Raw genomic sequence first — 26,078 nt, 5'->3', positions numbered from 1 at the left:
CATATTCTACCATGCTGTGCCTAGATTGTGAACCTTCTTTTTTTGCTGTTACCCCGATTTATTGAGCGGATACATTTTTTGTATCTGTCGTCGATCGCCTCTTGCCCGATCCCCCTAAATCCCCCTTAAGAAGGGGGACTTTGAAAAGATTCTTGTCCCCCCCTGGTTGAAGGGGGACTTTGAGCGCTTCTTGTCCCCCCCTTTTTAAGGGGGGCTAGGGGGGATCTGGCCTCAGCGGTAAACAGCAATCTCTGAGTACGTTTGACCTTAAATTGATACTGGGCACTGCCGTGTCCTAATTTTCGGTAACTCCATTGCCCAACAACTCCTGAAACCTGACATCGCCGCGAATCCCATCTAAATCGGTATCAGTTTTTGCCCATTCTCGATATGTTTCCGGTTCCAACTCAATCGCGCGCTGCAAATTTTCCAGCGCTAACTCAATCTGATTCTGCAATGCAAAACAGCAAGCTTTAATATAATAAGCAACTGTACAATTTGGATCTATTTGTAAAGCTTTATCCCAATTAGCCATTGCCTCCTCATGACGACCTAATGTTAGTAAAGCCCAAGCTCTACAATCCAAGATATCAGCATCATCAGGCTGCAATTCTAAAGCGCGATCGTAGCTGGAGATTGCCTCCTCAGCGCGTCCGTTTTTTTGCAGCGCCAGGCCGCGCCAATACCATAAATAGGCTTGATTGGGTTCAATGTTAATCGCTAAATCCAGACATAAAATAGTTTGCTCGTAGCGTTCCAACTCGAATAGTGCTTGCGCTTTTTCAAACCAAAAATCGCAGTCAGCGGGCTGAATGTTAATCGCAAAATCCCAGCTTTCTCGCGCAGCTTCTTGACTGTCGCACTTGCTCAGTGCAAAGCCTCGGCAAAACCAAAAATCGCGGTCTTTGCCTGCTATTTCTTTTGCTTTGTCGAGAGTGGCAACAGCTTCTGCATAGCGCTCCAATTCACATAAAACCTTACCTTGTTCCAACAAACAAACACTTAGCGCATCCGGTCTTATTTCTGCAACTTCAGCTAATTTTGCTAGGGCGGCTTCATGCTGCCCTTGTTTTGCCAGCGCTAAACCACTGTACAACAAAGAAACGGGATTATTTAGCCCAGCAGCATCGCCCAAATCCCCCATTCCCTCCAAACGCAGGAAATGCACCCGGCCCAAACCATCCCCCGCTACAACAGTCACTCCATCAGGCGCAAAAGCACAGCAATAAAACTTACCTTCTCCGCTGAAACTAGCAACCTCTTTACCTGTGAGCAAATCCCAGATTTTCAGGGTTTCATCGTATGAAGCGGAAATCGCTATTTTACCGTCGGGTGCGATCGCCACTGCAAATACCCCGGAACTATGACCCGTGAGAGTTTTCAGTTCAGAGCCTGTCTCGGTGTCCCAGATTTTCAGGGTTCTATCCGAGGAAGCGGAAATCGCTGTTTTACCGTCGGGTGCGAGAGCCACTGCATTTACCCCGGAACTATGACCCGTGAGAGTTTTCAGTTCAGAGCCTGTCTCGGTGTCCCAGATTTTCAGCGTGTCATCCCATGAAGCGGAAATCGCTGTTTTACCGTCGGGTGCGAGATCCACTGCTTTTACCCTGTTACTATGACCCGTGAGAGTTTTCAGTTCCCGGCCTGTCTCGGTATCCCAGATTTTCAGCGTTTCATCATCGGAAGCGGAAATCGCTGTTTTACCGTCGGGTGCGAGAGCCACTGCTGTTACCCTGTTACTATGACCCGTGAGAGTTTTCAGTTCAGAGCCTGTCTCGGTGTCCCAGATTTTCAGGGTTCTATCCTCGGAAGCGGAAATCGCTGTTTTACCGTCGGGTGCGAGAGCCACTGCTGTTACCGAGTCACTATGACCCGTGAGAGTTTTCAGTTCCCGGCCTGTCTCGGTGTCCCAGATTTTCAGGGTAGAATCCGAAGATGCGGAAATCGCTGTTTTACCGTCGGGTGCGAGATCCACTGCATTTACCCCCCAACTATGACCGGCAAGTGTCCGCAGCGCACCCTCATTTGCCCTTTCCAGATTAGGCTTCAAAGGCCACAGGCAGGGAATATTTCTCGACTGCTTAGCTTGTTTCACGACCCCCTGAATTTCAGGTGTTTCAAAATCCACCAACCGACTCCACAAATGCCCTGCAAGCTGCGTTTTATCCTTCTCCAAAACGTGCGCCGACTTGCGAATTGCCCCTTGAATCAATCTCAGAGTTTGACTTTGCTCCTCAGACAGCAACACATAAGAATTTATCGCCAAATCGTAATCCTCAATTAGCGCTTGTACCCCCAACAATTCCAGTTTCGCCTCAATGAAACCGAAATCCATCAACCAAGCACAATAACGGTCAACCTTCCCCCGTTTCGCAAATCTCTTGGGTTGGTATTTCACCAGCAAATCTCGATCTTCCTGATACTGCTGCGCCAACCACACACCTAAATCGCTCATAGCGGCGCTCCTCCTGTAGAGTTATCGCTAATATCATCGTTAATATCTTCCAGTGTTATACCCGCCGACTGCACAGTTTCATCCGCTTCCAGAAACTGCCGAAAACTGTTGTGATAGATAGTGTATCGAGTTTCCTTCCCTACTTTCTCCTGTCGCAAAAACGAATTCCATTTTCCGAGTACCTGCTGTATTTTTATAACATTTATCTCGCAGGCAGATTTAGCCAACCAGCGACAAGAAACTGGTTCCTCTGCTTGCGACAGAAAGTAGATAATCCTAACCTTCAATTCCAGCAGAGGATCGTCTTCCCTGCCCATCATCTGTGCCCAGTGTTTTTGATAATATTCCTGCAAGCCTGCTGGTAAATCGTTCAAACTCACATCATTGTAAGTACCGCCTTCAATCTCATCGAGGATGTAGCGGAGATAGATAAATTTATTTTCGCTTTTCTGGGCTACCGCCGTCACAAACTGTTCCCGCTGCACACTTTGACGGTCAATCCAATTCTGAATAGACTCGCTTTTCTCGGTACGTTTTGCCAGATAAGCCTTGACATCCGCCAAACTTTCGGCGCTGTAATCCATCAAATCAAAAACTTTGCGGTTTCCAGTCGGCATTGGCAGAAATTCCGGCCGCTTGGAGACAATAAAATAAACGTTATCCGGCAAATCGTTGGGCAAATATAGAACATTGCTGCCGCTAGTTTGTAACTTCAAATCGACTTCATCCAGCGCATCCACCACAAAAATCAACTTTTTACCGCTGCTCAACTTAGCGGTAACTTCCCCCAGCAACCTGCCGAGAAAGTTGCCGTTTTCCAGGGCATTTTCAGGCAGACGCGGGTACTTATCTTCAAGATTAAAACCTTTAATTAACTGAATGCAAGCATTTTCCAAAAAAGTTTTGGCGCTGACAATCCCGTCCGGTTGCGAGTTAAAATGAGTAACGCAGCGTCGCTTCAGCATCTCCACACAGGCTGCCATAATCGCGCTTTTCCCAACACCAGGTTCCGCCTCCAAAACAAAATAGCCCTTCCGATTTGTCTTCAGAAACTCGTTAATTGCTTCAAACACAAATCCGCGACCCGTAAAGTCTTTAATTCTGTCCTGAATAATCGTCTCGGATTTGAGAGAAATCGGCAAACTCGGCGCGGCAGGATCGATATATCTTTGCAGCAATGCCCGAATCTGCGCCAAATCAGATCGGATGTCAATTTCTATTGATCCCAATTTCGCCATCACTTGACAAATCTGCTGCCGAGTTGCCACCGCCTCCAACTTGCCCAGAATCTCCCCATTTTGCAGCCCCAAATCCTTGAGTTCGGCCAAAGCAATTTGGTGCAGATTCAACAGCATCGCCGCAAACTTTTCTCCTCCCTTGGCTGCATCTTGTGTCAGCACTTTGCGGTACGCCTTCGGAAAAGTTGCATACAGTCTTTGCGCCACAAAGTCCACGATTTCTGCATCAAAGGATTTCCCCTCACTGGCCGCGAATTCCCCGATGAATCTTGCCCAATCTTCTGGTGTCAATCCGGTAACTCGATCGAACTCCGCAGCATCCGCCGAAAAAATCCGAGTCAGTTGGTCTTCCGAAATATTTAACCCCCTTGACAAATCGGCTGCTTCTGTGTTAATGTTCAGCCAATATTCAGGAGTCTTCTGGGCTAATCGATTTAAAGCGTGTTCTGGATAGGTCAAATTTTTGGTTTCGGCGATCGCAATTAATTCATCTGACTTCGCAACATCTTTCAAAATATCGCCGATCGCCTCACCCGCCGCCTTAATCAAATCGTGATTGTCAAGAATATTCGGATTTTTTGCCAACTTTTCGGCGATCAGATTTCCCAAGTCGTTAGCCGCCATATTCGCCGCTATACCGCCGGCGATCGTTGCTAAAATCGAAATGCCCCCAACGGTTGGATTGGCCATCCCACCCAATGCTGCTGCCACTCCCGGATTGGCGATCGCGCTGGCAATCATTGGCGCAACAGCCATCACCGCACTGCATCCAATTACCCTAACTTTAGTATTAGCTAAATCAACTAACGACATACTTTAAATATTCCCTGCACTTTGCAATACTTTAGCGCGACAATATAATTAGATACAAGGTTAATTAATCACACATCTTTCACCATTCTTAGGAACAGGCAAGATGCCTGTTCCACAAGGATTCTTAAGAACAGACATCTTGCCTGTTCCACAATGATTCTTAAGAACAGGCAAGATGCCTGTTCCACAATCACTAAATTTTCTTGTGGGGTGGGCGTCTCGCCAGCCCCAAAATACAATCAGCCCGCCCCAAAATACAATCAGCCCGCCCCAAAATACAATCTTCTCTTAAGAACAGGCAAGATGCCTGTTCCACAAAAACTAAATTTTCTTGTGGGGTGGGCGTCTCGCCCGCCCCAAAATACAATCAGCCCGCCCCAAAAATACAATTGTATATTCAGTCGTCTTTAGACGACTTTAGTTATGAGACAGGGGTTTTAAACCCCTGGCGGCCCCCGCAACAACCTAACGGCCCCAACAACTTCCTCACACCCCCGCAACAAACTCGCCACCCCACAACAATTTGTAAACTTTTTTATAGATCCGATCGCAAAGCTTTTATTTAACGGATAATATCTGTTTATTTAGTTTTCAACGCCAGCGATCGCCTACAAAAAACTTTACTTTTCTTTACAAGCCAGCGACCAAAAAACGCTGCCCAAAACAATAATTCCGTTGCAGACTTTAAATGCGCCGCGCGATCGACTAGAGTAAAAAAAATGGCTTGATCCGTTTATTCATCGCAAAGGAAAAAAAGCTCATGGTTCAACGCGGTTCAACAGTCCGGATTCTCCGCAAAGAATCCTACTGGTATCAAGAAGTGGGCACCGTTGCTACGGTAGACCAAAGCGGCATTAAATACCCAGTTATCGTTCGCTTTAACAACGTAAATTATGCAGGCGTCAACACCAACAACTTCGCCCAAAGCGAATTAGTGGAAGTGTCAGCACCCAAAGCAAAAGCGAAAACAGCGACAGCAGTAGCTTCCGGCGGCAAACAAACCACGGTAGACGAGAAAACCCGGAAAACTGGCAGCGGAGGAGCCCCCCAGCAGCCGAAAACTTCGACGGACAGCAAACCCGGTGCCGAAGTTCCCGGCAGCGTCGAAGGTTCGCCAAATCAAGGAACAGAACAGCGCTAATTGTGCCAGAACTGCCAGAAGTTGAAACTATTTGCCGGGGTTTGAATCAAGCAACCCTCGATCGAGAAATGTTGGGCGGCGACGTGTTGTTAAACAGCACGCTCGCCCGCTCCATCTCTGCGACCGATTTTTTGACACAACTCAAAGGAAAGTCGATCGCCCGCTGGTACAGACGCGGCAAATATCTACTGGCAGAACTATCTCAATTCCCAGAAGGAGAAAGGGAGAGGGGGAGAGGGGGAGAGTGGGAGAGGGGGAGAGTGGGAGAATTTCTGGCCCAAACTCCAAACTCTTCCCGAACGCCTTCTTTCTACCCCTCCCTTTTGCCTTCAAAAGCCGGCTGGTTGGGCGTTCACCTGCGGATGACGGGACAACTGCTGTGGGTGAACAGATCCGAACCCCTGCAAAAACACGCGCGAGTGCGGCTGTTCTTTGAGGGAAACCAAGAACTGCGGTTTGTAGACCAGCGCACCTTCGGGCAAATGTGGTACGTGCCGGCAGAAACCGAGGTTTCCAGCACAGTCATCGGTCTGAAACTCTTAGGCCCCGAACCGTTTTCCGACGAGTTTACAACAGAATATTTGACCCGCAAGCTGCACCGGCGGGCGCGACCCATAAAAACAGCTTTGCTAGACCAGTCACTGATAGCTGGTTTGGGCAATATTTACGCAGACGAAACTTTGTTTTTGTCGGGAGTGATGCCCACAACTCTGTGCGCGGATTTGACCGCAGAGCAAATTGGGCGCATCCATACAGCTATTATTCAAGTTTTACAGAAGGCGATCGAATCCGGTGGCACCACTTTTAGCAATTTTCTCAACGTCCAAGGTGTCAACGGCAACTACGGCGGCGTCGCTTGGGTGTACAATCGCGCCGGGCAACCCTGCCGCACTTGCTCCGCAACCGTCGAACGTATAAAATTAGCAGGGCGATCGACTCATTTTTGCCCCGCGTGTCAGCAATAAGCAGAAGGAAGAAGGAAGTTCGGCAACGGATTCGCTTTCTTCGGATGTAACGGATGTAACGGATGTAACGGATGTCAGGAAGAAGGAATAAGGAATAAGGAATAAGGAAGAAGAAAGAACTGATCTCTTGCACCATTGTCAATAAGGCGGTCAGGGGCGGGCGGGATACCGAGTCCACAAGAATATTGAACTATTGTGGAACAGGCCGGAAATCTTGTTAAGCGAGAATGATGCCAGATGTCAGAAGAAAGAAGAAGTCCTTTGAACGCAAATCTAGATTAAAATTTGTATAGTTTTTTAAACTAAACAAAGCAAGTTATGGCAATCAAGAAAGGCAGTATAGTTCGCGCTGTACGCGAAAAATTGGAAAACAGTCTAGAAGCCAAAGCCAGCGACCAGCGCTTTTCCTCCTATATATTTGAAACAAAGGGCGAAGTGATGGATGTTCGCGGCGACTATGCCTTCGTCAAATTTGGCAAAGTTCCCACCCCCAATATTTGGCTGCGGGTAGACCAACTCGAAGATTTTAAGTAACTCACCAAAACTAAACATCACTGTTCTTAATGTAGCCTAGGGTGCGCACCGCGCACCTTCCCCCAATTAAGCTCATTGCTAAAATCTAAAATCTAAAATCTAAAATCTAAAATCTAAAATCGAATGAATTCTCCATCAACCCGCGTATCAATTATTGGTGCAGGCAAAGTCGGCAGCACCTTAGCCCAGCGAATTGCCGAGAAAAATCTGGCAGATGTAGTATTGCTAGATATTGTGGAGGGTTGGCCGCAGGGCGTTGCTTTGGATTTGATGGAAGCAAGGGGAGTGGAACGCCACGATCGCCAAATTGTCGGTACAAATGATTATACAGATACGGGTAACTCAAATATCATAGTAATTGCCGCCGGAGTCCCGCGCAAACCCGGTATCAGTCGGGAAGATTTAATTAAAATCAATGCTGGAATTGTCACCGCAGCCGTAAAACAGGCGATCGAGCATTCTCCAGAAGCAATCTTAATCGCAGTCACAAATCCCCTAGATATCATGACTTATTTAGCGTGGGAAGCTGCTGATTTGCCACAACACCGAGTCATAGGTATGGGGGGAATTCTCGACTCCGCCCGCTTTCAAACTTTTATTGCAATGGAATTGGGCGTTTCAATTGCTGAAGTCAGTGCCACAGTCATCGGTTCTCACGGCGATTTGATGGTTCCTTTGCCCCGCTATTCCACTGTCAACGGTATTCCCATCGGTCAACTTATGGATGCTGGGGCGATCGATCGAATCGTACAGCGGACTCGCCACGGCGGCGCAGAAATTGTAGAATTGATGAAGACTGGTAGTGCTTATTTTGCACCCGCATCTTCTGTCTGTTTGATGGTAGAATCTATTTTATTAAATCAGTCGCGACTCTTGCCTTGCTGCGTTTATTTGCACGGCGAATACGGCGTGCAAGATATCTTTTTAGGAGTTCCCTGCCGCTTGGGATATCAGGGAGTCGAACAAGTAGTGGAACTCGAACTCAGCGATACCGAAAGAGCAGCCTTTATCGAGTCGGGCAAATTGGTTGCCCAAAATATTGAGGAAGCGAGGGCGATACTGAAAACTTCTCGTTAAGCTTGTAGCCGTTTTTTTTCAGATACTCCTGAACGGTTTTTTTTACGAAAAGACTTCGTTGCAGCCTTAGAACTAGGTCAAAAATCCTTCTCCAGAATGCCTTCTAGTTTCTGCCTTTGGGCCGTCAACGCAGTCTCTTCTACTTCGTACTTAAAAAAATCCATATTCCCGATGGTGCGATTGAATCATTGCGGCAATAAACCGTTGACTAAAATCAAAAAACTGCCCGATAATTCTTCGCCCTGACTTGGAGAAACAATTGCCAAAAACGATGCCATAATTGATAAATATAAAATACATCGTGTCCTGCAAAATAACCGCTATCAGTTTGTAGTCAGGACTGAAGTTTTCCGAGTTTCGGTTAATTAGGACTCTTCCTCGTTATATCAATTCCGGTTACACCGGAATGATAGGGAGTCGGGAGTCGGGAGTCGGGAGTTGGGGAATGTGGAATTATTGACCTTGACTTTATCATTCCCATGCAACCGGAAACGATATTATACCATTTTAGATTTTAGATTAAAGAATAGGGAATGACTGATTCCACAAGGGTTGGGAGCTTGTTTACATCTGCATTTTTTTAAATGGTATTACTAAAAACTAACTTTATTATAATCGCTCTACCCTACTCGATTTTGCATCTATAGCAATCCTAAATCATTTGTGGATTTCTTACTCCGTCCCCGCGGGTTCGGGGTGGGTTGGGCTGGGGTAAAAAATTTACGGCTCCTGCAAGGATTGCTATATATTTAACCAATTTAATTTATAGGCACAATCAATGCCGATTTTCTCTGAATATCACATCCAAGATACTTTGCACGAAAGCGTCAAAACTGTCATCTATCAAGGAGGAGAGTTAAACCAAAACAATTCAATAATTTTCAAACTGAGCGAAGCCCAATATCCAACAGTAAAAACACTTGCTCGACTAAAACACGAATATCTAATCCGCCCAAACTTCAATCACGAATCTCTCGGATATTTAACTGCTGGAGTCGCTCGCGCAATCCGCAATCCTCTCAAGTGTGTTAATAATTATGCTCAAAGCTCGGTGGAATAGAGGGGAAAACTACTAGAATAATTTGACGAAGAATTCTAAAATTTATATGCAGATACTCTCAATTATATCAAGCATATTTTAATAGATATTCTAGACAATAATGCAGCTATTAACCCGTCGAAAAAGCCAAAAATATTATTCACAGTATGATGCAGTACGCGCGGACTGACACCGGCCAGCGGCAGTTGACGGATATTAACGCTTTGCTAGAAGAAGCCGTGCAGTTAGGCCGCAGCAGGCGATCGACCGCAGCTTTAATGTAACGATTTATACTGAATATGAAAGTGCGATCGCTCTCTCGGAAGTAGCATTATCTTATGGCTACAAGAAGCCGTGCAGTTGGTCTATCACAGCAGGCGATCGCTCGACCGCAGCTTTAATGTGACGATTTATACTGAGTATGAAAGAGCGGTCGCTCTTTCGGAAGTAGCATTCTCTGAGATCGCCCGCGCTTTTATAAATATCCTTGATAGTGCTGGTTATGCTGTCTTTCAAAAGCAGAAAAATTGCCAGCAAGGAATTGAGCCACGAACAGAAAGTTTGACTTCCAAAATTATGGTAAAAACGCATAATTTGGTAAAAGCCGTTGAAATTCGCCGCGAGAACAGCATCAGAATTCTTCTATAAATTCCCGAGAATATCTTCCATCTTTTCTTTACTACTAAACCGACTGGAGAAGCAACAGGTTTGGAGTTGTCTCTGACGGGCGATATTATTGCAGGACTGTACAGTGGCACTTTAAAGGTAGAACGCGAAACGCGAGCTTATAGGGAATTTATTATTACTTTTCCCAAACTTTAAGGCAGGTGATTGCCCTTTCTATTAATCCAGCTTTAAATATCTTAATTTAAGTCAAAAAAATGATACCCTGACAGTTAATATCATCTAAAAATTATTACACGTTCTCAGGAAATGCAAAAATCTGGCGAAAATTATTCGTGAAGCGAAGGTATCCCTAACGCACCTGCCTTCGGGAAGGGTAAGGAATCCCCCTTGAGTTGAGCCAATTTAACCGTAGCCTGCAACTACTTTAACTCTTTAACCTAAAACTCATACCATTTGAGATTTGAGATTTGAGATTTGAGATTGGGACTGAGTGATTGTTTATAGGTTTGGATTAGGGGTCTACAGTTGCATTCTTTTTTTTAACTGATATCACCTCTGCTGCCGTGGATGTTAATAAGTTTAACAAAGAAAATCCCTAGCATAAAGCAATTGGAAGGCAAGGAAAATTTTCTAAAAAATCAGATTTATCCAAAGGCTGTGTAAAATAGAATGTAGGACAGAGAAATCAAGAATTACTGGAAATATAGAAAAGGATCTCGGGTAAATCAAAAAAATTAATAGTGGCGTTTCCAACCGGATATTCGCTCGCTACAGCAAAGAAACTATCATCAAGTTTGCGGTAATAATAAAAGGCTGATAATTGCAACCGCAGGCGAGCGCAAAAAATGTCAAAATTAGTCAGGACGCTCCGCGTATTCCCACCCTGAAGCCGGGTTTCTCGTTTCCACTTCCGCAGCTTCCCTGACTTAATTACGTTAACAAACCGGGTTGATGCGTAAGTTTGGTTAGTATAATTCTCAATAAGTGACAATTTATGCCGTAGGAAATCACCGCCCGCTTTGCCAGTAAATATACTGAATTAAGATGCTCGCTCCGCCTCCCAATTCATAAAAACTACGGAAATGTAGCGTGAGTAGGTGGTAAGTGCTAGTAGAAGTAGGAGAATTTGTCCTTTGCCCTTTTGATTTAGCACGCTCAACTTGCAGAGCGCTATTGAGATGCCATCAACCTCGATACAAAACCGCAAAATAACGAGAGAAAGAGCATTATGTTTAATCAATACCTGTATCAAGAACTAACCAACCTGCGCCAGAAGCTAGCTAACCTAGAAAAAGAAACGCAGTCTCAAGCCTGCTTCAAAAAGCTGCAAGCGCTGATGGGAGTGATTGGCAAAATCCGCCAATCCCTAGACTTAGAAACAATATTCAAAATTACAGCCACGGAACTCCGGCAAATCCTAAATGCCGATCGAGTCGCCATATACCGCTTTCTTCCCGAATCCGAATGGAACGAGGGGGAAGTCGTTTCCGAAGACGTACTTCCCTTATACAGCCGATGTTTGGGAGCAAGAATCCTCGACTGCTGGTTCGGGGCACAATTGGCAGCCAACTACACCAAAGGTTACGTTCAAGCAGTCAGCGACATCTACAAAGCCCGGTTGGACCCTTGTCACCTCAAAATCCTCAAGCGATTTCAAATCCGAGCCAACTTAGTCGTACCGCTGGTGCAAGGACAACACCTGTGGGGATTGCTGTGCATTCACCAGTGCGGCCAACCCCGCGATTGGCAAGAAGACGAAATCGAATTGGCCAGACAAGTAGGCGACCATTTAGCAGTTGCCATCTACCAAGCCGAACTGCACTTGCAAACCCAGAGGCAAATAGCAGAAATCGAATCCGCCCAGCAGAAACTCCGCGACAGCGAACAAAAATATCAGCAAATTCTCGATTCGATCGCCGATATGGTATTGGTCAAAGGCCCCGAATCGAAAATCGTCTGGGCAAATCAAGCATTCCGCGACTATTACGGCATGACTCAAGAGGAACTTCAAGACATCGTAGACGCACCTTTCGCCAATCCCGACAATACTCTCGAGTACATCAGAGATGACGCCTTCGTATTTGAAACCGGACAAACTCTGCAAATTTCCGCAGAACCGGTGACGCGGCACGACGGAGAAGTGCGGGTGTTCAACACAGTCAAAGCACCCATCCGCAATCAAGACGGCGAAGTTGTAATGACAGTCGGCGTCTCCCGCGACATGACGGAAGGCAAACAAGCAGAAGAAGCCGTCAAAGCCAGCGAAACCAAATACCGCAGCCTGGTAGAAACCTCCCAAGACATGATTTGGTCGGTCGATGCCATCGGGCGCTACACCTTCGTCAACCCAGCAGTTAAGTACATCTACGGTTACAAACCAGAAGAAATGATCGGTCGGCCGTTCTCGGACTTTGCGACACCAGAACAAAGCCAGAAAGATTTAGAAGTTTTCGCTCGCTTGTTTGCCGGAGAATCAATTTTCCAGTACGAATGCACCCACATCGCCAAAGACGGCAGCATGAAACATTTGATGTTCAACGCGATCGCCCTGTACGACGAAACAGGAAACGTCCTCGGCACCATCGGTACAGCCACCGACATTACCGATCGCAAACGAGCAGAAGCAGCCTTACAACACGCCTACGCAGAACTAGAGCGCAGAGTAGAAGCGCGCACGGCCCAACTGCGCCAGACTTTTGCCGCCCTCACGGCCAGCGAAGCCAAGTTTCAGACGATCGCAGCCACCATGCCCGGAGCTTTGTTCCAGTTTTGCAACCGTGACGGAGTTTGGCGCATTGACTACATGAGCGATCGCATCGAAGATATCAGCGGCGTCACAGCAGCAGAAATGATGCGAGACATGAATACATTCATTTGCCGCGTCCACCCCGAAGACTTGGAAAGCTACATCGCCTCCGTCTGCCAAGCCGTAGAAAACCTCTCCCTGTGGCACTACGAAGGGCGGTTAGTCAAGCCCGACGGTGAGATTCGCTGGTGGCAGGGCGACTCGATGCCCACCCACAGCGAGAACGGCGAAATCATATTTTGCGGCGTATTGTTCGACATTACCGATCGCAAAGTTGCCGAAACCGCCATCGCCAACAGCCAGCGGCAGCTACAAGAAGCCCAGAGACTCGCCCACGTTGGCAATTGGGAACTCGACGCAGCCACCAAAACCCTCACTTGGTCGGAAGAACTTTTCCGCATCTTCGGGCTCGAACCGAGAGAAAGCGCGCCCAACCTAGCCGAACAAATCGCTCTGATCCATCCAGAAGATTTGGAATTGTGGCAGACTCAAGTACAGCGGGGACTCGACACGGGCATCCCCTTGGATTTTGACTTCCGCCTTTACCGTCCCGACGGCACGCTGCGGCACCTCAACGCCTTAGGCCGCGCTGAAACCGATGTCAACGGCAAGGTGGTAAAAATGTTCGGCACGGCGATCGACATTACCGATCGCAAAGCCGCCGAAGCAGCGCTGCGGCAAGCAGCAGCCGAGTTAGAAGACAGAGTGAGCGATCGCACGGCCGAACTGTCCGAAGCAGTCGCCCAGTTAGAACAAGAAATTGGCGATCGAAAACTTGCAGAAGCAGCGCTGCAAGTTTCCGAGCAAAACCTGCGAACCATATTTAACAATGTCTACGATGCTATCTTCATTCACGATTTAGAAGGCAACATTCTCGATGTCAATAATCGAATGTTAGAAATGTACGGAGTGAGCCAGGAACAAGCAACAAAATTATCAATTAAAAACGACTGTTCAAGCGCCGACAATCCCTTTGAACAAATGGAAGAACTTTGGGAAAGAGTATTAGCCGGCGAAACAGGTCGCGTGGAATGGAAAGCGAGGCGTCCCAACGACGGTTCAACTTTTGATGCAGAAATTGCCTTGTCCAGAATTCATCTCAACGGCAATCTCAGCGTCATTGCCAACGTCCGAGATATTAGCGACCGCAAACAGACAGAAGCAGAACTGCAACAGACCGAAAATTTTATGGAATCCGTACTCAACACCATACCCATCGCAGTATTTGGCAAAGAAGCAGAAGAGTTGCGATTTGTACTGTGGAACCAAGGCGCCGAACAGTTGCTCGGTTACAGTGCAGCAGAAGTTATCGGCAAAAACGACCAGGACTTTTTCCCCAGAGAACAAGCCGACTTTTTCACCGCCAAAGACCGGGAAGCGCTCGCTAGCGGGCAAATTATAGACATTCCCGAAGAACTGATTCAAACAAGAGAAGGCGATACTCGCATATTGCATACGAAGAAAACCGTAATTCTCGATCGAGAAGGCAATCCCCAATATTTATTAGCAGTTACCGAAGACATTACTGAGCGCAAGCGGGGAGAAATTGCTTTGAGGCAATCGGAAGCCCGACTCAGACAGCAGGCCGATCGAGAAAAATTGCTCAACAGTCTCACCGCTCAAATCCGCAATTCCCTCGACTTCGACAGCATCCTTACAGTCGCAGTTAAGGAAATTCGCGCTTTCTTGCAGATCGATCGTTGCAATTTTGCCTGGTATCGCGAGGACGGGGAGGAGCCTTTCTGGGAAATTATTAAAGAATCTCGCCTTCGGGAACTTCCAGATTTAACAGGTAGCTATCCACCTTCCGACTTCGGTACTCTGGGAGAAAAAATCTTGCAGATGGAGATGCTGCGGGTGGATGATGTCGAAACAGTCGCAGATCCTGTCTGGAAACAAATCGTTCGATCGATGGGCTACCAATCTGTATTAATCATCCCCATGCAGGCACTTTCTGGGGTAATAAGTGCAGTTAGCTGCTGCTCCTGCTGTTCTGTGCGGGCTTGGAGCGACAGCGAAGTAGAATTGTTGCAAGCGATTACAGTTCAATTGGCGATCGCCCTCAACCAAGCCGATCTTTACGCCCAAACTCGCAATAAAGCTCTTGAATTAGAGCAAACCTTGCAGCAATTAACCAGCGCTCAATCGCAGTTAATTCAAAACGAAAAAATGTCATCTCTCGGTCAACTTGTGGCAGGAGTCGCCCACGAAATCAACAACCCCGTTAACTTTATTTACGGCAATCTGACCCACGCCAACGACTATACTCAAGACTTGCTACACCTGCTCGAACTTTACCAAAACCACTATCCGGAGCCTGTCCCGGAAATTCAAGAGGAACTAGAAGCTATTGAACTCGACTTTCTGATAGATGACTTGCCGAAACTGCTTTCCTCGATGAAAGTCGGTGCAGACAGAATTCAGCTAATCGTGGCATCTCTGCGCACCTTCTCCCGCATGGACGAAGCAGAAATGAAAGCAGTCAACATTCACGAAGGCATTGATAGCACCCTGATGATTTTGCAGCACCGGCTCAAAGCCAAACACAATTATCCAGAAATTGAGGTGATTAAAGAATACGGCAATTTGCCTTTGGTAGAATGTTATGCCGGACAGTTAAATCAAGTATTTATGAATATCTTGAGCAATGCTTTAGATGCTTTGGAAGAGAGAGGATCGCGGCTTTCGGCCGATCGACTGCGGGAAAATCCTAGTATAATTTCCATCAAAACTGAAATGCTGGCTCCCGATCGGGTGCTCATTCGGATTTCTGACAACGGCCTGGGAATGACAGAGACTGTCTGCAATCGACTTTTTGACCCATTTTTTACGACTAAACCTGTGGGAAAAGGTACTGGGATGGGCTTGTCAATTAGCTATCAAATTGTTACAGACAGACACAAAGGCTCGCTGAAATGCACTTCTTCGCCGGGACAGGGTGCAGAATTCGCGATCGAGATTCCACTCAAAGCTAATTGTTAATGGGGCATGGGCATCGGGCATCGGGCATGGGGACGCAAAAACCCGGTTTATTAACGTAATTGCGTCATTTTAGGTTGAGGACGATCGCCAGAAACCGGGTTTTTGAGGTAGAAGCGTGCGAGCGCGAACTAATTGAGCTAAAATATTTATGGATTCTCCAAAATAGAGAAATCAAACTAATATGCTTCAGTCAACAGAACACTGTCACATTGTCAGGAATGATGAAATTCTGAGTGGTGAACCGATTATCAAGGGTACTCGAACTCCGGTGCGGGCGATCGTGGAGATGTGGCGCATTGGAGTTTCGCCAGAAGAGATTCCTCATCGTTTGCCACACCTCACCCTAGCGCAAGTATTTGATGCCTTGAGCTACTATCTAGATTGCCAAGCAGAAATTAACAAGTATATTGAACTTAACCGCATTCCAGATGAGTTAATCGATCCGCGAGTCAAAGATCGATGAGTAAAATTTTTATTCATGTCTATTTAGATGAAGATGTCGATGTGCTTGTAGCTAGCTTGCTACATTCTCGCGGTTTTGAGGCAACAACTGCCAAACAAGCAGGGCAACTCGGAAAAACAGATGTCGAGCAGTTGGAGTATGCTATTAGCCAAAAAGCAGCTATTCTCACCCACAATCGAAATGATTTTGAAGCGCTTGCTCAAGAATATTTCAGTCGGGAGGGAAAACATTACGGAATTATCATTGCAGTCCGGCATCCGTATGGGAAAATCGTGGGTAGGCTGGTTTCAATCCTCAATACCACAACAGCCGACGAAATGGAAAACCAAATTCTTTACATTTAAACTGAAGTTCCCCCGCAGAGGAACTTCAAAAAATATGAAACTTTTATAAATCAATCGATTTTTGTAAGCATTTCAGTGATAGCATCCCTATCCAAAGGTTTAGAAAACCAATATCCCTGAGCTAATTCACAGTCTAGTTCTCGAAGCTGTGCTAACTGTTCGGCTGTCTCCACACCTTCGGCGATCGCATTCAGTCCCAAATTGTGAGCCAAAGTCACGATCGCCCGCACAATCTGCAAAGGCTGACCCCCGCCGTCACCGTTTTCGACAGCCCCCAAGCGACTCACAAAAGATCGATCGATCTTCAGCGTATCCAGCGGAAAGCGGTGCAAGTAACTCAAAGACGAATAACCAGTACCAAAATCGTCTATCGACAATCGGATATTTCTATTTTTTAATTGGGCAAGCACAATATTGGCTTTCTTCACATTTTCCACGAGCGCGCTTTCAGTAATCTCCAATTTTAAACAGCTCGGAGCGCAGCCAGTTTCTGCTAAAATTTCATCGATTTGCTCGATTAAATTCGGCATACCTAACTGTTTAGGAGAAAGATTGACGCTCATTGTTAATTGCGAAGCATCAATAATTGGTAATTGAAAATTAGGAATTTGTAACTGGGAACTTGTACTGAGCGCAGCCGAAGTATTGGTAAGCGGTAATTGGGAATTAGTAACAGGGGAGTGGAAATCGGTTAGCGGGAATTGGGAACTGGGAATTGGGAATTTTTTACCGATTCTTTCTTCCCTGTTCCTTCTTCCGTGTTCCTCATTCCCTGTATCCGTTAAATCAGTTAAATCCCGTAGATTGCCGATTGGCCTCTTCCCTGTTCCTTCTTCATTCTTCCTGATTCCGACTTCTATCGGACTTCTTCCCTCGGACTCCGTTAACATTTCTTGCCAAAGGCACAATTGCCGACAAGCTTCCCGCAACACCCAGGCTCCCAGAGGCACGATCAAACCTGTTTCTTCAGCTACAGGGATAAAAGTAGACGGCGGAACTAGACCCCGAACCGGGTGCTGCCAGCGCACCAAAGCCTCAAAACCTTCGATCGCACCGCTGGCGATCGAAACAATCGGTTGGTAGTGGACAATAAAGTGCGAACATTGATCCTTGCTCTCCCCTAATTCCTCCTTGCCCAAAATAGCCAACCGCAGGTCAGTTTCTAACTGCAACAGCGACATAGTTTGGTCGTGCATCGCCAAATTAAACACCTCGTGGCGGGCCTTGCCCAAAGCTTTAGCGCGGTACATAGCGATGTCAGCATCGCGTAGGAATTCTTCCGGGTGAGTGTACAGATTTGATTCGCCAGTGTCGGTGGCTTCGCCTCGACTGAAAACAATGCCAATGCTAGCGGTGGTAAATACTTCGTGCCCTTCGATATTAAACGGTCTCGTCAGTTCTTTTTGTATCTTTTTAGCTGCTAGAGTGGCGTCGCTGAGGCTCTGAATGTGGTCTAGCAGGATGGTGAATTCGTCTCCCCCCAGCCTGGCGACGGTATCAGAAACCCGCACGCAGCTTTGCAGCCGATCCGCGAGGGCGACTAGGAGTTTGTCTCCTAAAACGTGTCCTAAAGAATCATTAACTACTTTGAAGCGGTCTAAATCTAGGAAAAGTAAACCAAATTTGTAATCGGGGGACTGATTGGATCGGCGGATGGCTTGTCCTAGCCTGTCGAGGAACAAAACGCGGTTGGGCAAACCTGTCAGCGCATCGTGAAAAGCGCCGTGCAGCAGCTGCTGTTCTACTCGCTTGCGCTCGGTGACATCTCGGATAATAATCTGGGCGGCCCTCGAGCCTTGATAAGTAGCGGGGATGCCGGCAACTTCAACGTCTATTATTTGTCCGTCGAGCCGCATCAGTTTTTGTTCGGCCAGGTCGATGGGCTGATTTTCTTTCTCCACTAGCCGAATGCGATCTCTGGCTGTTTCCACATAGTTTGGATGGACGAAATTCAATACCGGAAAGCCGATTAGCGCCTCTGGAGAAGTCGCACCGAGGAGTTTAGCGCCGGCAGCATTGATGTAGGCGATTCTCCCTTGACTGTGAACGGCGATAGCTTCGGGAGATAGTTCTACTAAACGGCGATAGCGTTCTTCACTTTCTTGGAGAGATACTATCAAATCGCAGCGCTCTTTTTCAACTTGCTGGCGTTCGACTTCCATTTGGTGAACCCCCAGAATTTTACCGATGCTTTGAGCCATCAGTTCTATGATTTCTATTTCCTGGTACTCAAAATCTTTTTTCTTGATTTCTGGCGAACTAAAACTCAAAGTGCCGTAAGTTCTATTGTTAATAAAGATCGGCGTTCCGATGTAAGATTCAGACTTACATATTTGATAAGCTGGATGTTCGCGCATCTCATCTTTTGCTCCTATATGAGCATACGCAACTGTTTTTTTTAGTTTAATCACCGCAGCGCATAAAGTATCGCTGAGCTTCAATTCTAAGCCGCGCACGAAGTATCCTAAATCTGTTTTGGCTGCCCGCACAATAAAAGTTTCCCCCTCAACTTCAGCCATGATGCCCATAGAAAGTCCAAACATCAAACAGCCGGCTGTTAGATAATCGTCTACCAGCTCTTCAAAGTTTTGATAATGATAAGTTGTAATCCGGTGCAAGTGTTTGAGATTAGCGCTAAAAGCTGCTAAAGCTTGAGAATTTAAAAATAATTTTTCTTCCGATCGCTGGCGGTCGGTAATGTCTGTTTGCACTCCAATAAAGTGGGTTAAGTGTCGCCGCGAGTTGTAAACCGGAGCGATCGACAGTTCGTGCCAAAAAGGCGTGCCGTCTTTTCTAAAGTTGCGCAGGATAACTTGAGATTCTCTGCCTTCTTCAATCGCAATTCGCAATTGTTTGGCGGCGGCGGTGTCGGTGTCGCTGCCCTGCAAAAATCGGCAATTTTTCCCAATTAACTCGTCTCTGCTATAACCAGTGATCCGCTCAAAACTGGGATTGACATAAATAATCGGATTATCTGCAACGGTCGCGTCGGTGATGGCAATGCCGTTGCTGCAACTTTCGATCGCCCGTTCCATCATCTGCAAACGCTCTTGCGATAGAATGCGCTCGATCGCCGCAGCTAATACGTTGGCGATCGCTTCTACAAAATAAACATCATCTTGACTGAAAACTCGCCTTTGGTTGGTATGAACCCCCAAAATGCCCCAGGCCGGCGAGGAGGAACTGTTCGCTGGTTCTGCTTGTCCCCAGTTGCTCAAGAGTCGCTGATTGCCGGGAATGATGACAGTGACGCCGCTGACAGCCCGGTGGTTGTGCAGCAGCGGCAACCCGCTAAAGCGCGTTTCCACGCGCAAATCTTCGACGATCGTCGGTTCGCCCACAAGCAATGTGTAACCTGCTTGCGATCGGGCAGAAGCGCTAACAGTAGCGCTGCCGACGAGGCCCGGCTGCCAGCCAACCCCCGCTCGCAGCATAAAAGCATGGCCAGAGGGCAACAGTTCTAACAACTGACAATAATCAACCTCCAGCGTTTGAGCAATTAAAACCGCAGCTTTGTCCATCAGTGCGGACAAATCTGTTTCAGCCAGGGCCTGCTGCCCCAAGTAAGCGACGGCCGCTTGCTGGCGGGCACGCAAGTGGATTGACGCGAGCAATTCCTGCTCTTGCGCGGCGGCTCGCTTGCGATCGGTAATGTCGGAGAATACCGACAGAACAGCTTTTCCTGACAGCAATGTCAAATACCGCATCGATACACTTGCCCAAAACAGGGTGCCGTCAGCTTTTTTAAGGCGGACTTCTGTCTCGCGGACGTGTCCGTTGTAAGCGAGTCGCAACAGCAGTTCCTCGCGGTCTGCGGGGTTGTGGTAGAGCAGGTCGGCTTTTTCGCCGTCTATCGACTTGAATGCTGTGAACCCGAAAGCCTCACGGCATAAATCGTTGCTATAAAGAATTGTGCCGTCAGCCAGACTGCTGACGATCACGGGTATCGGCATCGAGTTGGCGATCGTCAGCAGTAATTCTGTGGTTCCTTGCAGATCTTTGTAGAAGTCTGGCTTGGAGACCTGGCCCTGACAGTCTTCAGAGGTTTCAGGGATAAAACTTTCCATTTTTTAATCTATCCATTAGCAGGACAACTTTTTTAAACTTGTGGAAAACGACGGTGGAAGATGCAGAGGACGATCGACTGTACCCTACAACACATTAATCTTAACCAGAACAAGGCCACTGAACACCCCTAAACTGCTCGGCTGGAGTTTGATATCCTGCACGGACGGTGGAGAGAAGACCTCTCTTTGGTTTTGTAAAACTTCATTGAGTTTATAAGCAATTATAAACAATAATGGTATTATATTGTTGTGAGTGTTGAACAAGGAATACGCACAGCCTAAAGAATGGAAGTCTCAAATGCAACTAACAGAGAGGCACATCATTAAATCGACGGAACACCGTTTCGCCCAAATAGACGAACTAGCCTTTAAATCTAAGAACCTCTACAATGCCGCTAATTACGTCATTCGTCAGAGCTTTCTTTATGGATGGGGCTATGTCAATTACAACGAAATGAACCGTTTGATGAAGTCTCACGAAGCATACAAGGCTTTACCTGCCAAAGTTAGTCAGCAAATATTGATGGTGCTAGACAATAATTGGAAATCGTTTTTTGAGGCGATTAAGAATTACAAAACTGAGCCATCTAAATTCACAGGTCGCCCCAAACTGCCGAACTACAAAGATAAGAACAAAGGGCGGAACCTCCTTGTCTACACGATTCAAGCAATTAGTAGCAAGCAGTTAAAGAAAGGAATCATTAAACTTTCGGGTACTGAATTTTCGCTCAAAACTCAAGTCAATACCGAGCTGATTTGCCAAGTGAGACTGGTTCCGAAATGTGATTCCTATGTAGTAGAGGTAATTTATGATAAATCAGAGTCCACCTGTAGCAACACTAACTTGGTAGCTAGTATTGATTTAGGACTAGATAATTTAGTGGCGTTAACTTCAAATCAACCGGGATTTATCCCTTTGTTGATTAACGGGCGACCATTGAAATCGATTAACCAGTTCTACAACAAGCGCTCTTCAAAATTGCAATCCCAGTTAACAGGGAACCGTAAAACATCACCCCGGATTCAGCGCTTAACCCGCTGTCGCAATCAGAAAGTTGACAATTACTTACATCATGCTAGCCGTCTAATTATTAACCTTTTGCTCGCCAAGCAGATTGGGACGCTAGTAATTGGCAAGAACGCGCAGTGGAAAACTGAAATAGAACTCGGGAAGCAAACCAACCAAAACTTTGTTAGTATTCCTCACTCTCGATTGATTGAGATGTTGGAATACAAAGCTCGGTTGGTAGGAATCGATGTAATTGTACAGGAAGAATCTTACACATCTCGCGCAAATTTTTTGGGTTTAGATTCAATCCCTGTCTACGGGAAAACAGAAAAAGAGCCTGTGTTTACTGGTAAGCGGATTAAAAGAGGTTTGTACAAAACATCGGTTGGTCAGTTAATTAACTCCGATGTCAACGCCGCGTACAACATCCTCAAAAAAGCAATCCCAAATGCGTTCAGCAATGGGATAGAGAGCTGCGTAGTTCAGCCAATGCGGGTTAATCCGCTTAAAGCAAAAGTGAAGGGGGAGGGACTTGACGCCTCCCATGTCTATAAATGACTATACTTTTGCCAGCTATGAAAATCTACTGTTTTTAAAGTTGCGTTAAGTTTTTATGTATAGCGAGGTACTTTGCCCAATGTGCAGCGGAAGCTCCTAATCTAAAAAGTAAAGTCACCTGCTTGCCAACCACCGAATACTATCCGAGGAGAGAGGAGAAATGCTTGAATCTTACCGCCGTACCGCGGCCGTTCGGGCCCATGAGGGAATTCCACCGCTGCCGCTAGACGCCCAGCAAACGTCGGAACTGTGTGAACTGCTGAAAAATCCGCCGGCGCAAGAAGAAGAAACCTTAATAGAATTATTGCGCGATCGCGTCCCGCCCGGAGTAGACAGCGCCGCCTACGTCAAAGCTGGTTTTTTAACCGGCATTGCTAAAGGTGAAATCCACAGCCCCCTAATTGCTCCCAAATGGGCAGTTTACCTGCTGGGGACAATGATGGGCGGTTACAACGTCCAATCTTTAATCGAATTGCTCAATCCTACTGCCGAAACCGCCATTCCCGCCACCGCAGCCCGGGCCTTGAGCAAAACCCTGTTAGTATTCGACGCCTTCCACGACATTCTGACTTTATCCGATACCAATCCCTACGCCAAGCAAGTCGTCGATTCTTGGGCGGATGCCGAGTGGTTCACCACCCGCCCCCAACTGGCGGAAGTCATTACCGTTACAGTCTTCAAAGTTCCCGGAGAAACCAATACTGACGACCTGTCCCCAGCACCTCATGCTACCACGCGGCCCGACATTCCCCTGCACGCTTTGGCGATGCTCGAAAGTAAGATGCCAGGAAGCTTGCAAACGATCGCAGATTTGAAGCTAAAAGGCCATCCCGTAGCCTATGTTGGTGATGTTGTCGGCACCGGTTCCTCGCGGAAATCCGCGATTAATTCCGTGCTGTGGCACATTGGCAATGATATTCCGTTTGTGCCGAACAAGCGCAGTGGCGGTTATATTTTAGGAAGTGCGATCGCCCCGATATTCTTCAATACCGCGGAAGATTCCGGCGCTTTGCCGATCGAATGCGATGTCTCCAAAATGGAAACAGGAATGGTAATTACCATCCATCCCTACAAAGGCGAAATTACCAACGAAGCCGGAGAAATCATCTCCACCTTCACCCTCAAACCCGACACAATTCTAGACGAAGTTCGCGCAGGCGGCCGAATTCCGCTATTAATTGGACGCACTTTAACCGACAAAACCCGCGAAGCTTTAGGACTAGAACCAAGCACCATTTTTACCCGCCCGACTATTCCCGCCGATACAGGCAAAGGCTTTACCTTAGCACAGAAAATGGTAGGCAAAGCTTGCGGTTTGTCCGGCGTTCGTCCCGGTACATCTTGTGAACCAGCCATGACAACAGTCGGCTCGCAAGATACCACCGGGCCCATGACTCGGGACGAATTAAAAGAACTTGCTTGTTTGGGATTTAGCGCCGATTTGGTAATTCAAAGTTTCTGCCACACCGCCGCTTATCCGAAACCAGTTGATGTCAAAACTCACCATGAATTACCCGATTTCATGTCACAGCGCGGGGGCATAGCTTTGCGTCCCGGAGACGGCATTATTCACTCTTGGCTGAATCGAATGTTATTGCCGGATACAGTGGGAACCGGCGGCGATTCTCATACTCGTTTTCCTTTGGGAATTTCCTTTCCTGCGGGTTCGGGATTAGTGGCTTTTGCTGCCGCCTTGGGCGTCATGCCTTTAGATATGCCGGAATCAGTTTTAGTGCGGTTCAAAGGCGAATTGCAGCCCGGAGTAACCCTGCGGGATGTGGTGAATGCAATTCCCTATGTGGCGATTCAAAAAGGCTTGCTGACAGTCTCGAAACAGAATAAGAAGAACGTCTTTTCTGGGCGGATTATGGAGATAGAAGGTTTGCCAGATTTGAAGGTCGAGCAGGCTTTTGAATTGACCGATGCGACGGCCGAGCGTTCTTGCGCCGGATGCACGATTAAATTGAGCGTGGAGACTGTTTCCGAGTACATTCGTTCCAATGTCGCGCTGCTGAAAAACATGGTAGCGCGGGGCTATCAAGATGCGCGGACGATGATGCGCCGGGTGGCGAAGATGGAGGAATGGCTGGCTAATCCCGTGCTGATGGAGGCGGATGCTGATGCAGAGTACGTTGAAATCATCGAAATCGATCTGAACGAGATTAAAGAGCCAATTGTGGCTGCTCCCAACGACCCGGATAATGTTAAGTTGTTGAGTGAGGTTGCGGGCGATCGCGTTGACGAAGTATTTGTCGGTTCCTGCATGACAAATATCGGTCACTACCGCGCCACTGCGAAAGTGTTAGAAGGTGCAGGAGAAGTTAAAACTCGCCTGTGGATTTGTCCGCCAACTCGCATGGACGAACAGCAACTCAAAGAAGAAGGTTACTACAGCATTTTTGGAGCCGCTGGAGCGCGTACAGAAATGCCCGGATGCAGCCTTTGTATGGGCAACCAAGCGCGGGTTAAAGATGGGACAACCGTATTTTCAACTTCTACCCGCAACTTTAACAACCGCATGGGCAAAGACGCCCAAGTTTATCTCGGTTCGGCAGAATTAGCCGCAGTTTGTTCGCTGTTAGGTCGAATTCCCACAGTCCAAGAATACAACGACATTGTCTCAAAAAGAATCGATCCTTTTGCTAGTGACTTGTATCGCTATTTGAATTTCGATCAAATTGCTGGTTTTGAGAACGAAGGACGAGTGATAGCCTTAGAAGATATGCCTCGCATAGAGGATCTTTTAGGAATTCCCAATGGTGTATTGAGCAAATAAAAAGTGCGACAGGCCGCCGTATTCATCTGCGTCCATCAGCGTACATCCGCCGACATCTGCGGTTAAAACTCAAAGAAACCGGGTTTTTTACAGCTTCTACCCGCTGTAACACCTCTTCTGGGCAAAAACCCGGTTTCTCACCACTCCTGCGTCCAGAACTATTCTTTAATCCAAAATCCAAAATCCAAAATCTAAAATCCAAAATCGATTGACACCGGCCCCCATCTGCGGCTAGGCTTTGAAGTGAGAGGTTGCTTTGCTTGTAGAGGAGGCAGCCCGCGTCGTCGCCCAAAAATCTAGTTGCACTGCCCAAAGCTGCTCGAACAGCAATGGACAGCTAACCGCCAAACTGGAAACAGCAGTCTGGAGGCTAACGGAGTATCTTAACATTCTCTGTAGCCGCCCTGCTATGTCTTGAACTGCGGGGCGGCTGGGTTTTTGGGTTTTCCTACAAAACCCAAAATCAAGGAGAACATAATTATGTCACAGGAATTCGTGCCTGACGACAACTTATCCGTTAGCGAAGCCCTCGAAGAGGATCGCCCAAATTCAGACTCAGCAATATCCGAACAGGAAGTGGTGCTGTTAACGGTTGTCGGTTCCCCCAATGGTGTCAGGGAAACCATACTCACTTTGTACCGCCTGGGATTTGCCCAAGTTGGCGATTGGAGTCCCCTACAGCGTGCGGCGAATCCGAAGCAGGTGATGAGTGTGCTGATTCGCAGGCGTTCGCGCAAAGCGTAGGTGTTCGATCGTTCCCAACAAAGCGGGGGCGGGTTTATTATATTGTTGGTTTCAGGCATAGATAGTTGGTGAAACCCGCCCCAGAGATAGCCGGTAGGGGCGGGTTTTACAGATAAAATTTGAGGCTGACAAACAATCTATAAAAACCCGCCCCCACCCAACCAATAACCCAGAGCAACCTGATGTTCGCTCGCCTTCAAAAAATGTAGGGCGGCTTTATTATATTGTTGGTTTCCGACATAAATGGTTGGTAAAAACTGTTGACTGTTGACTGTTGACTGCAGAACCTAATCCACTTGACGGGCGGGGATGTGATTTTGGCGGGTCGGGCTATTTTGGTAGCAGATGAAGGGCATGAGGTGATAAGGATCGCGAATTAAATAACTTACAATTTTAATTGTTATTGTGGGATGGGCGTCCCGCCCGTCCAAAAAGGACGG

16 protein-coding genes are annotated in these 26,078 nt (G+C 47.2%); 12 read left to right on the top strand and 4 right to left on the bottom strand.

Annotated features, from left to right (window positions below; genetic code table 11):
- Window positions 1-295: 295 nt before the first annotated feature.
- Window positions 296-2,455 carry a tetratricopeptide repeat protein gene (locus tag QUB61_RS29395; protein WP_333190238.1) on the bottom strand — a complete coding sequence of 720 codons (2,160 nt, stop codon included), beginning with the start codon at window positions 2,453-2,455 and terminating at the stop codon, window positions 296-298.
- Entirely contained in the window at window positions 2,452-4,506 is a 2,055-nt protein-coding gene (locus QUB61_RS29390; RefSeq protein WP_333133617.1) for an ATP-binding protein, read from the bottom strand. Before QUB61_RS29390 ends, QUB61_RS29395 begins: the two co-directional genes overlap by 4 nt.
- A 760-nt stretch (window positions 4,507-5,266) precedes the next feature.
- Between QUB61_RS29390 and QUB61_RS29385 the strand changes: the two genes are divergently transcribed.
- From QUB61_RS29385 to QUB61_RS29345, 9 genes are all read left to right on the top strand, one after another.
- On the top strand, window positions 5,267-5,647 hold the full coding sequence (locus QUB61_RS29385; protein ID WP_333133616.1) for a photosystem I reaction center subunit IV: 381 nt from the start codon (window positions 5,267-5,269) through the stop codon (window positions 5,645-5,647).
- A gap of 2 nt (window positions 5,648-5,649) precedes the next feature.
- Complete coding sequence (locus tag QUB61_RS29380; RefSeq protein ID WP_333133615.1) at window positions 5,650-6,612, top strand: DNA-formamidopyrimidine glycosylase; 963 nt, start codon at window positions 5,650-5,652, stop codon at window positions 6,610-6,612.
- Between the two features lie 318 nt (window positions 6,613-6,930).
- On the top strand, window positions 6,931-7,146 hold the full coding sequence (locus QUB61_RS29375) for an NAD(P)H-quinone oxidoreductase subunit O (RefSeq protein WP_015178120.1): 216 nt from the start codon (window positions 6,931-6,933) through the stop codon (window positions 7,144-7,146).
- A 123-nt stretch (window positions 7,147-7,269) separates the two neighbouring features.
- Window positions 7,270-8,223 (top strand): malate dehydrogenase, encoded by a 954-nt coding sequence (gene mdh / locus QUB61_RS29370; RefSeq protein ID WP_333133614.1) that lies wholly within the window; start codon window positions 7,270-7,272, stop codon window positions 8,221-8,223.
- A gap of 778 nt (window positions 8,224-9,001) precedes the next feature.
- Complete coding sequence (locus QUB61_RS29365) at window positions 9,002-9,283, top strand: hypothetical protein (protein WP_333133613.1); 282 nt, start codon at window positions 9,002-9,004, stop codon at window positions 9,281-9,283.
- 333 nt (window positions 9,284-9,616) lie between these two features.
- Window positions 9,617-9,910 (top strand): hypothetical protein, encoded by a 294-nt coding sequence (locus QUB61_RS29360; RefSeq protein ID WP_333133612.1) that lies wholly within the window; start codon window positions 9,617-9,619, stop codon window positions 9,908-9,910.
- Between the two features lie 1,207 nt (window positions 9,911-11,117).
- Window positions 11,118-15,677, top strand: a complete 4,560-nt coding sequence (locus QUB61_RS29355; RefSeq protein WP_333133611.1) for a PAS domain S-box protein — start codon at window positions 11,118-11,120, stop codon at window positions 15,675-15,677.
- Window positions 15,678-15,858: 181 nt separating this feature from the next.
- Window positions 15,859-16,140 carry a DUF433 domain-containing protein gene (locus QUB61_RS29350; RefSeq protein ID WP_333133610.1) on the top strand — a complete coding sequence of 94 codons (282 nt, stop codon included), beginning with the start codon at window positions 15,859-15,861 and terminating at the stop codon, window positions 16,138-16,140.
- Window positions 16,137-16,484, top strand: coding sequence for a DUF5615 family PIN-like protein (locus tag QUB61_RS29345; RefSeq protein WP_333133609.1), 348 nt, complete (start codon window positions 16,137-16,139; stop codon window positions 16,482-16,484). The genes QUB61_RS29350 and QUB61_RS29345 overlap by 4 nt, the downstream gene beginning before the upstream one ends.
- Window positions 16,485-16,534: 50 nt before the next feature.
- On the opposite strand, the gene QUB61_RS29340 is transcribed toward QUB61_RS29345, so the two are convergent.
- On the bottom strand, window positions 16,535-20,551 hold the full coding sequence (locus QUB61_RS29340; RefSeq protein ID WP_333133608.1) for an EAL domain-containing protein: 4,017 nt from the start codon (window positions 20,549-20,551) through the stop codon (window positions 16,535-16,537).
- A gap of 298 nt (window positions 20,552-20,849) precedes the next feature.
- Here QUB61_RS29340 and QUB61_RS29335 point away from each other — a divergent pair, with 298 nt between their 5' ends.
- Together QUB61_RS29335 and acnB are read left to right on the top strand one after the other, a co-directional pair.
- Window positions 20,850-22,118, top strand: a complete 1,269-nt coding sequence (locus QUB61_RS29335) for a transposase (RefSeq protein ID WP_333133607.1) — start codon at window positions 20,850-20,852, stop codon at window positions 22,116-22,118.
- A 160-nt stretch (window positions 22,119-22,278) separates the two neighbouring features.
- Window positions 22,279-24,894 (top strand): bifunctional aconitate hydratase 2/2-methylisocitrate dehydratase, encoded by a 2,616-nt coding sequence (acnB, locus tag QUB61_RS29330; protein ID WP_333133606.1) that lies wholly within the window; start codon window positions 22,279-22,281, stop codon window positions 24,892-24,894.
- 231 nt (window positions 24,895-25,125) lie between these two features.
- Here the strand turns inward: acnB and QUB61_RS29325 are convergent, their stop codons facing one another.
- Window positions 25,126-25,284 carry a hypothetical protein gene (locus tag QUB61_RS29325; protein ID WP_333133605.1) on the bottom strand — a complete coding sequence of 53 codons (159 nt, stop codon included), beginning with the start codon at window positions 25,282-25,284 and terminating at the stop codon, window positions 25,126-25,128.
- A 90-nt stretch (window positions 25,285-25,374) separates the two neighbouring features.
- On the opposite strand from QUB61_RS29325, the gene QUB61_RS29320 reads away from it, so the two are divergent.
- Window positions 25,375-25,638: a hypothetical protein gene (locus QUB61_RS29320; RefSeq protein ID WP_333133604.1), complete on the top strand. Its 264-nt coding sequence runs from the start codon at window positions 25,375-25,377 to the stop codon at window positions 25,636-25,638.
- Window positions 25,639-26,078: the final 440 nt, after the last annotated feature.

Source organism: Microcoleus sp. C2D2 (assembly GCF_036702495.1).
Taxonomy (GTDB): Bacteria; Cyanobacteriota; Cyanobacteriia; order Cyanobacteriales; family Microcoleaceae; genus Microcoleus.
The sequence above is the reverse complement of the archived record's forward strand: the minus strand, read 5'-3'. Positions and strand labels throughout refer to the sequence as shown.

Excerpts from the sequence above, each read along its gene's own strand:
- mdh (WP_333133614.1), top strand. The coding sequence starts at position 7,270 with ATGAATTCTCCATCAACCCGCGTATCAATTATTGGTGCAGGCAAAGTC.
- QUB61_RS29345 (WP_333133609.1), top strand. The coding sequence starts at position 16,137 with ATGAGTAAAATTTTTATTCATGTCTATTTAGATGAAGATGTCGATGTG.
- QUB61_RS29375 (WP_015178120.1), top strand. The coding sequence starts at position 6,931 with ATGGCAATCAAGAAAGGCAGTATAGTTCGCGCTGTACGCGAAAAATTG.
- QUB61_RS29320 (WP_333133604.1), top strand. The coding sequence starts at position 25,375 with ATGTCACAGGAATTCGTGCCTGACGACAACTTATCCGTTAGCGAAGCC.
- QUB61_RS29365 (WP_333133613.1), top strand. The coding sequence starts at position 9,002 with ATGCCGATTTTCTCTGAATATCACATCCAAGATACTTTGCACGAAAGC.
- QUB61_RS29325 (WP_333133605.1), bottom strand. The coding sequence starts at position 25,284 with ATGTTAAGATACTCCGTTAGCCTCCAGACTGCTGTTTCCAGTTTGGCG.
- QUB61_RS29355 (WP_333133611.1), top strand. The coding sequence starts at position 11,118 with ATGTTTAATCAATACCTGTATCAAGAACTAACCAACCTGCGCCAGAAG.
- QUB61_RS29335 (WP_333133607.1), top strand. The coding sequence starts at position 20,850 with ATGCAACTAACAGAGAGGCACATCATTAAATCGACGGAACACCGTTTC.
- QUB61_RS29385 (WP_333133616.1), top strand. The coding sequence starts at position 5,267 with ATGGTTCAACGCGGTTCAACAGTCCGGATTCTCCGCAAAGAATCCTAC.
- QUB61_RS29395 (WP_333190238.1), bottom strand. The coding sequence starts at position 2,455 with ATGAGCGATTTAGGTGTGTGGTTGGCGCAGCAGTATCAGGAAGATCGA.
- QUB61_RS29390 (WP_333133617.1), bottom strand. The coding sequence starts at position 4,506 with ATGTCGTTAGTTGATTTAGCTAATACTAAAGTTAGGGTAATTGGATGC.
- acnB (WP_333133606.1), top strand. The coding sequence starts at position 22,279 with ATGCTTGAATCTTACCGCCGTACCGCGGCCGTTCGGGCCCATGAGGGA.
- QUB61_RS29340 (WP_333133608.1), bottom strand. The coding sequence starts at position 20,551 with ATGGAAAGTTTTATCCCTGAAACCTCTGAAGACTGTCAGGGCCAGGTC.
- QUB61_RS29350 (WP_333133610.1), top strand. The coding sequence starts at position 15,859 with ATGCTTCAGTCAACAGAACACTGTCACATTGTCAGGAATGATGAAATT.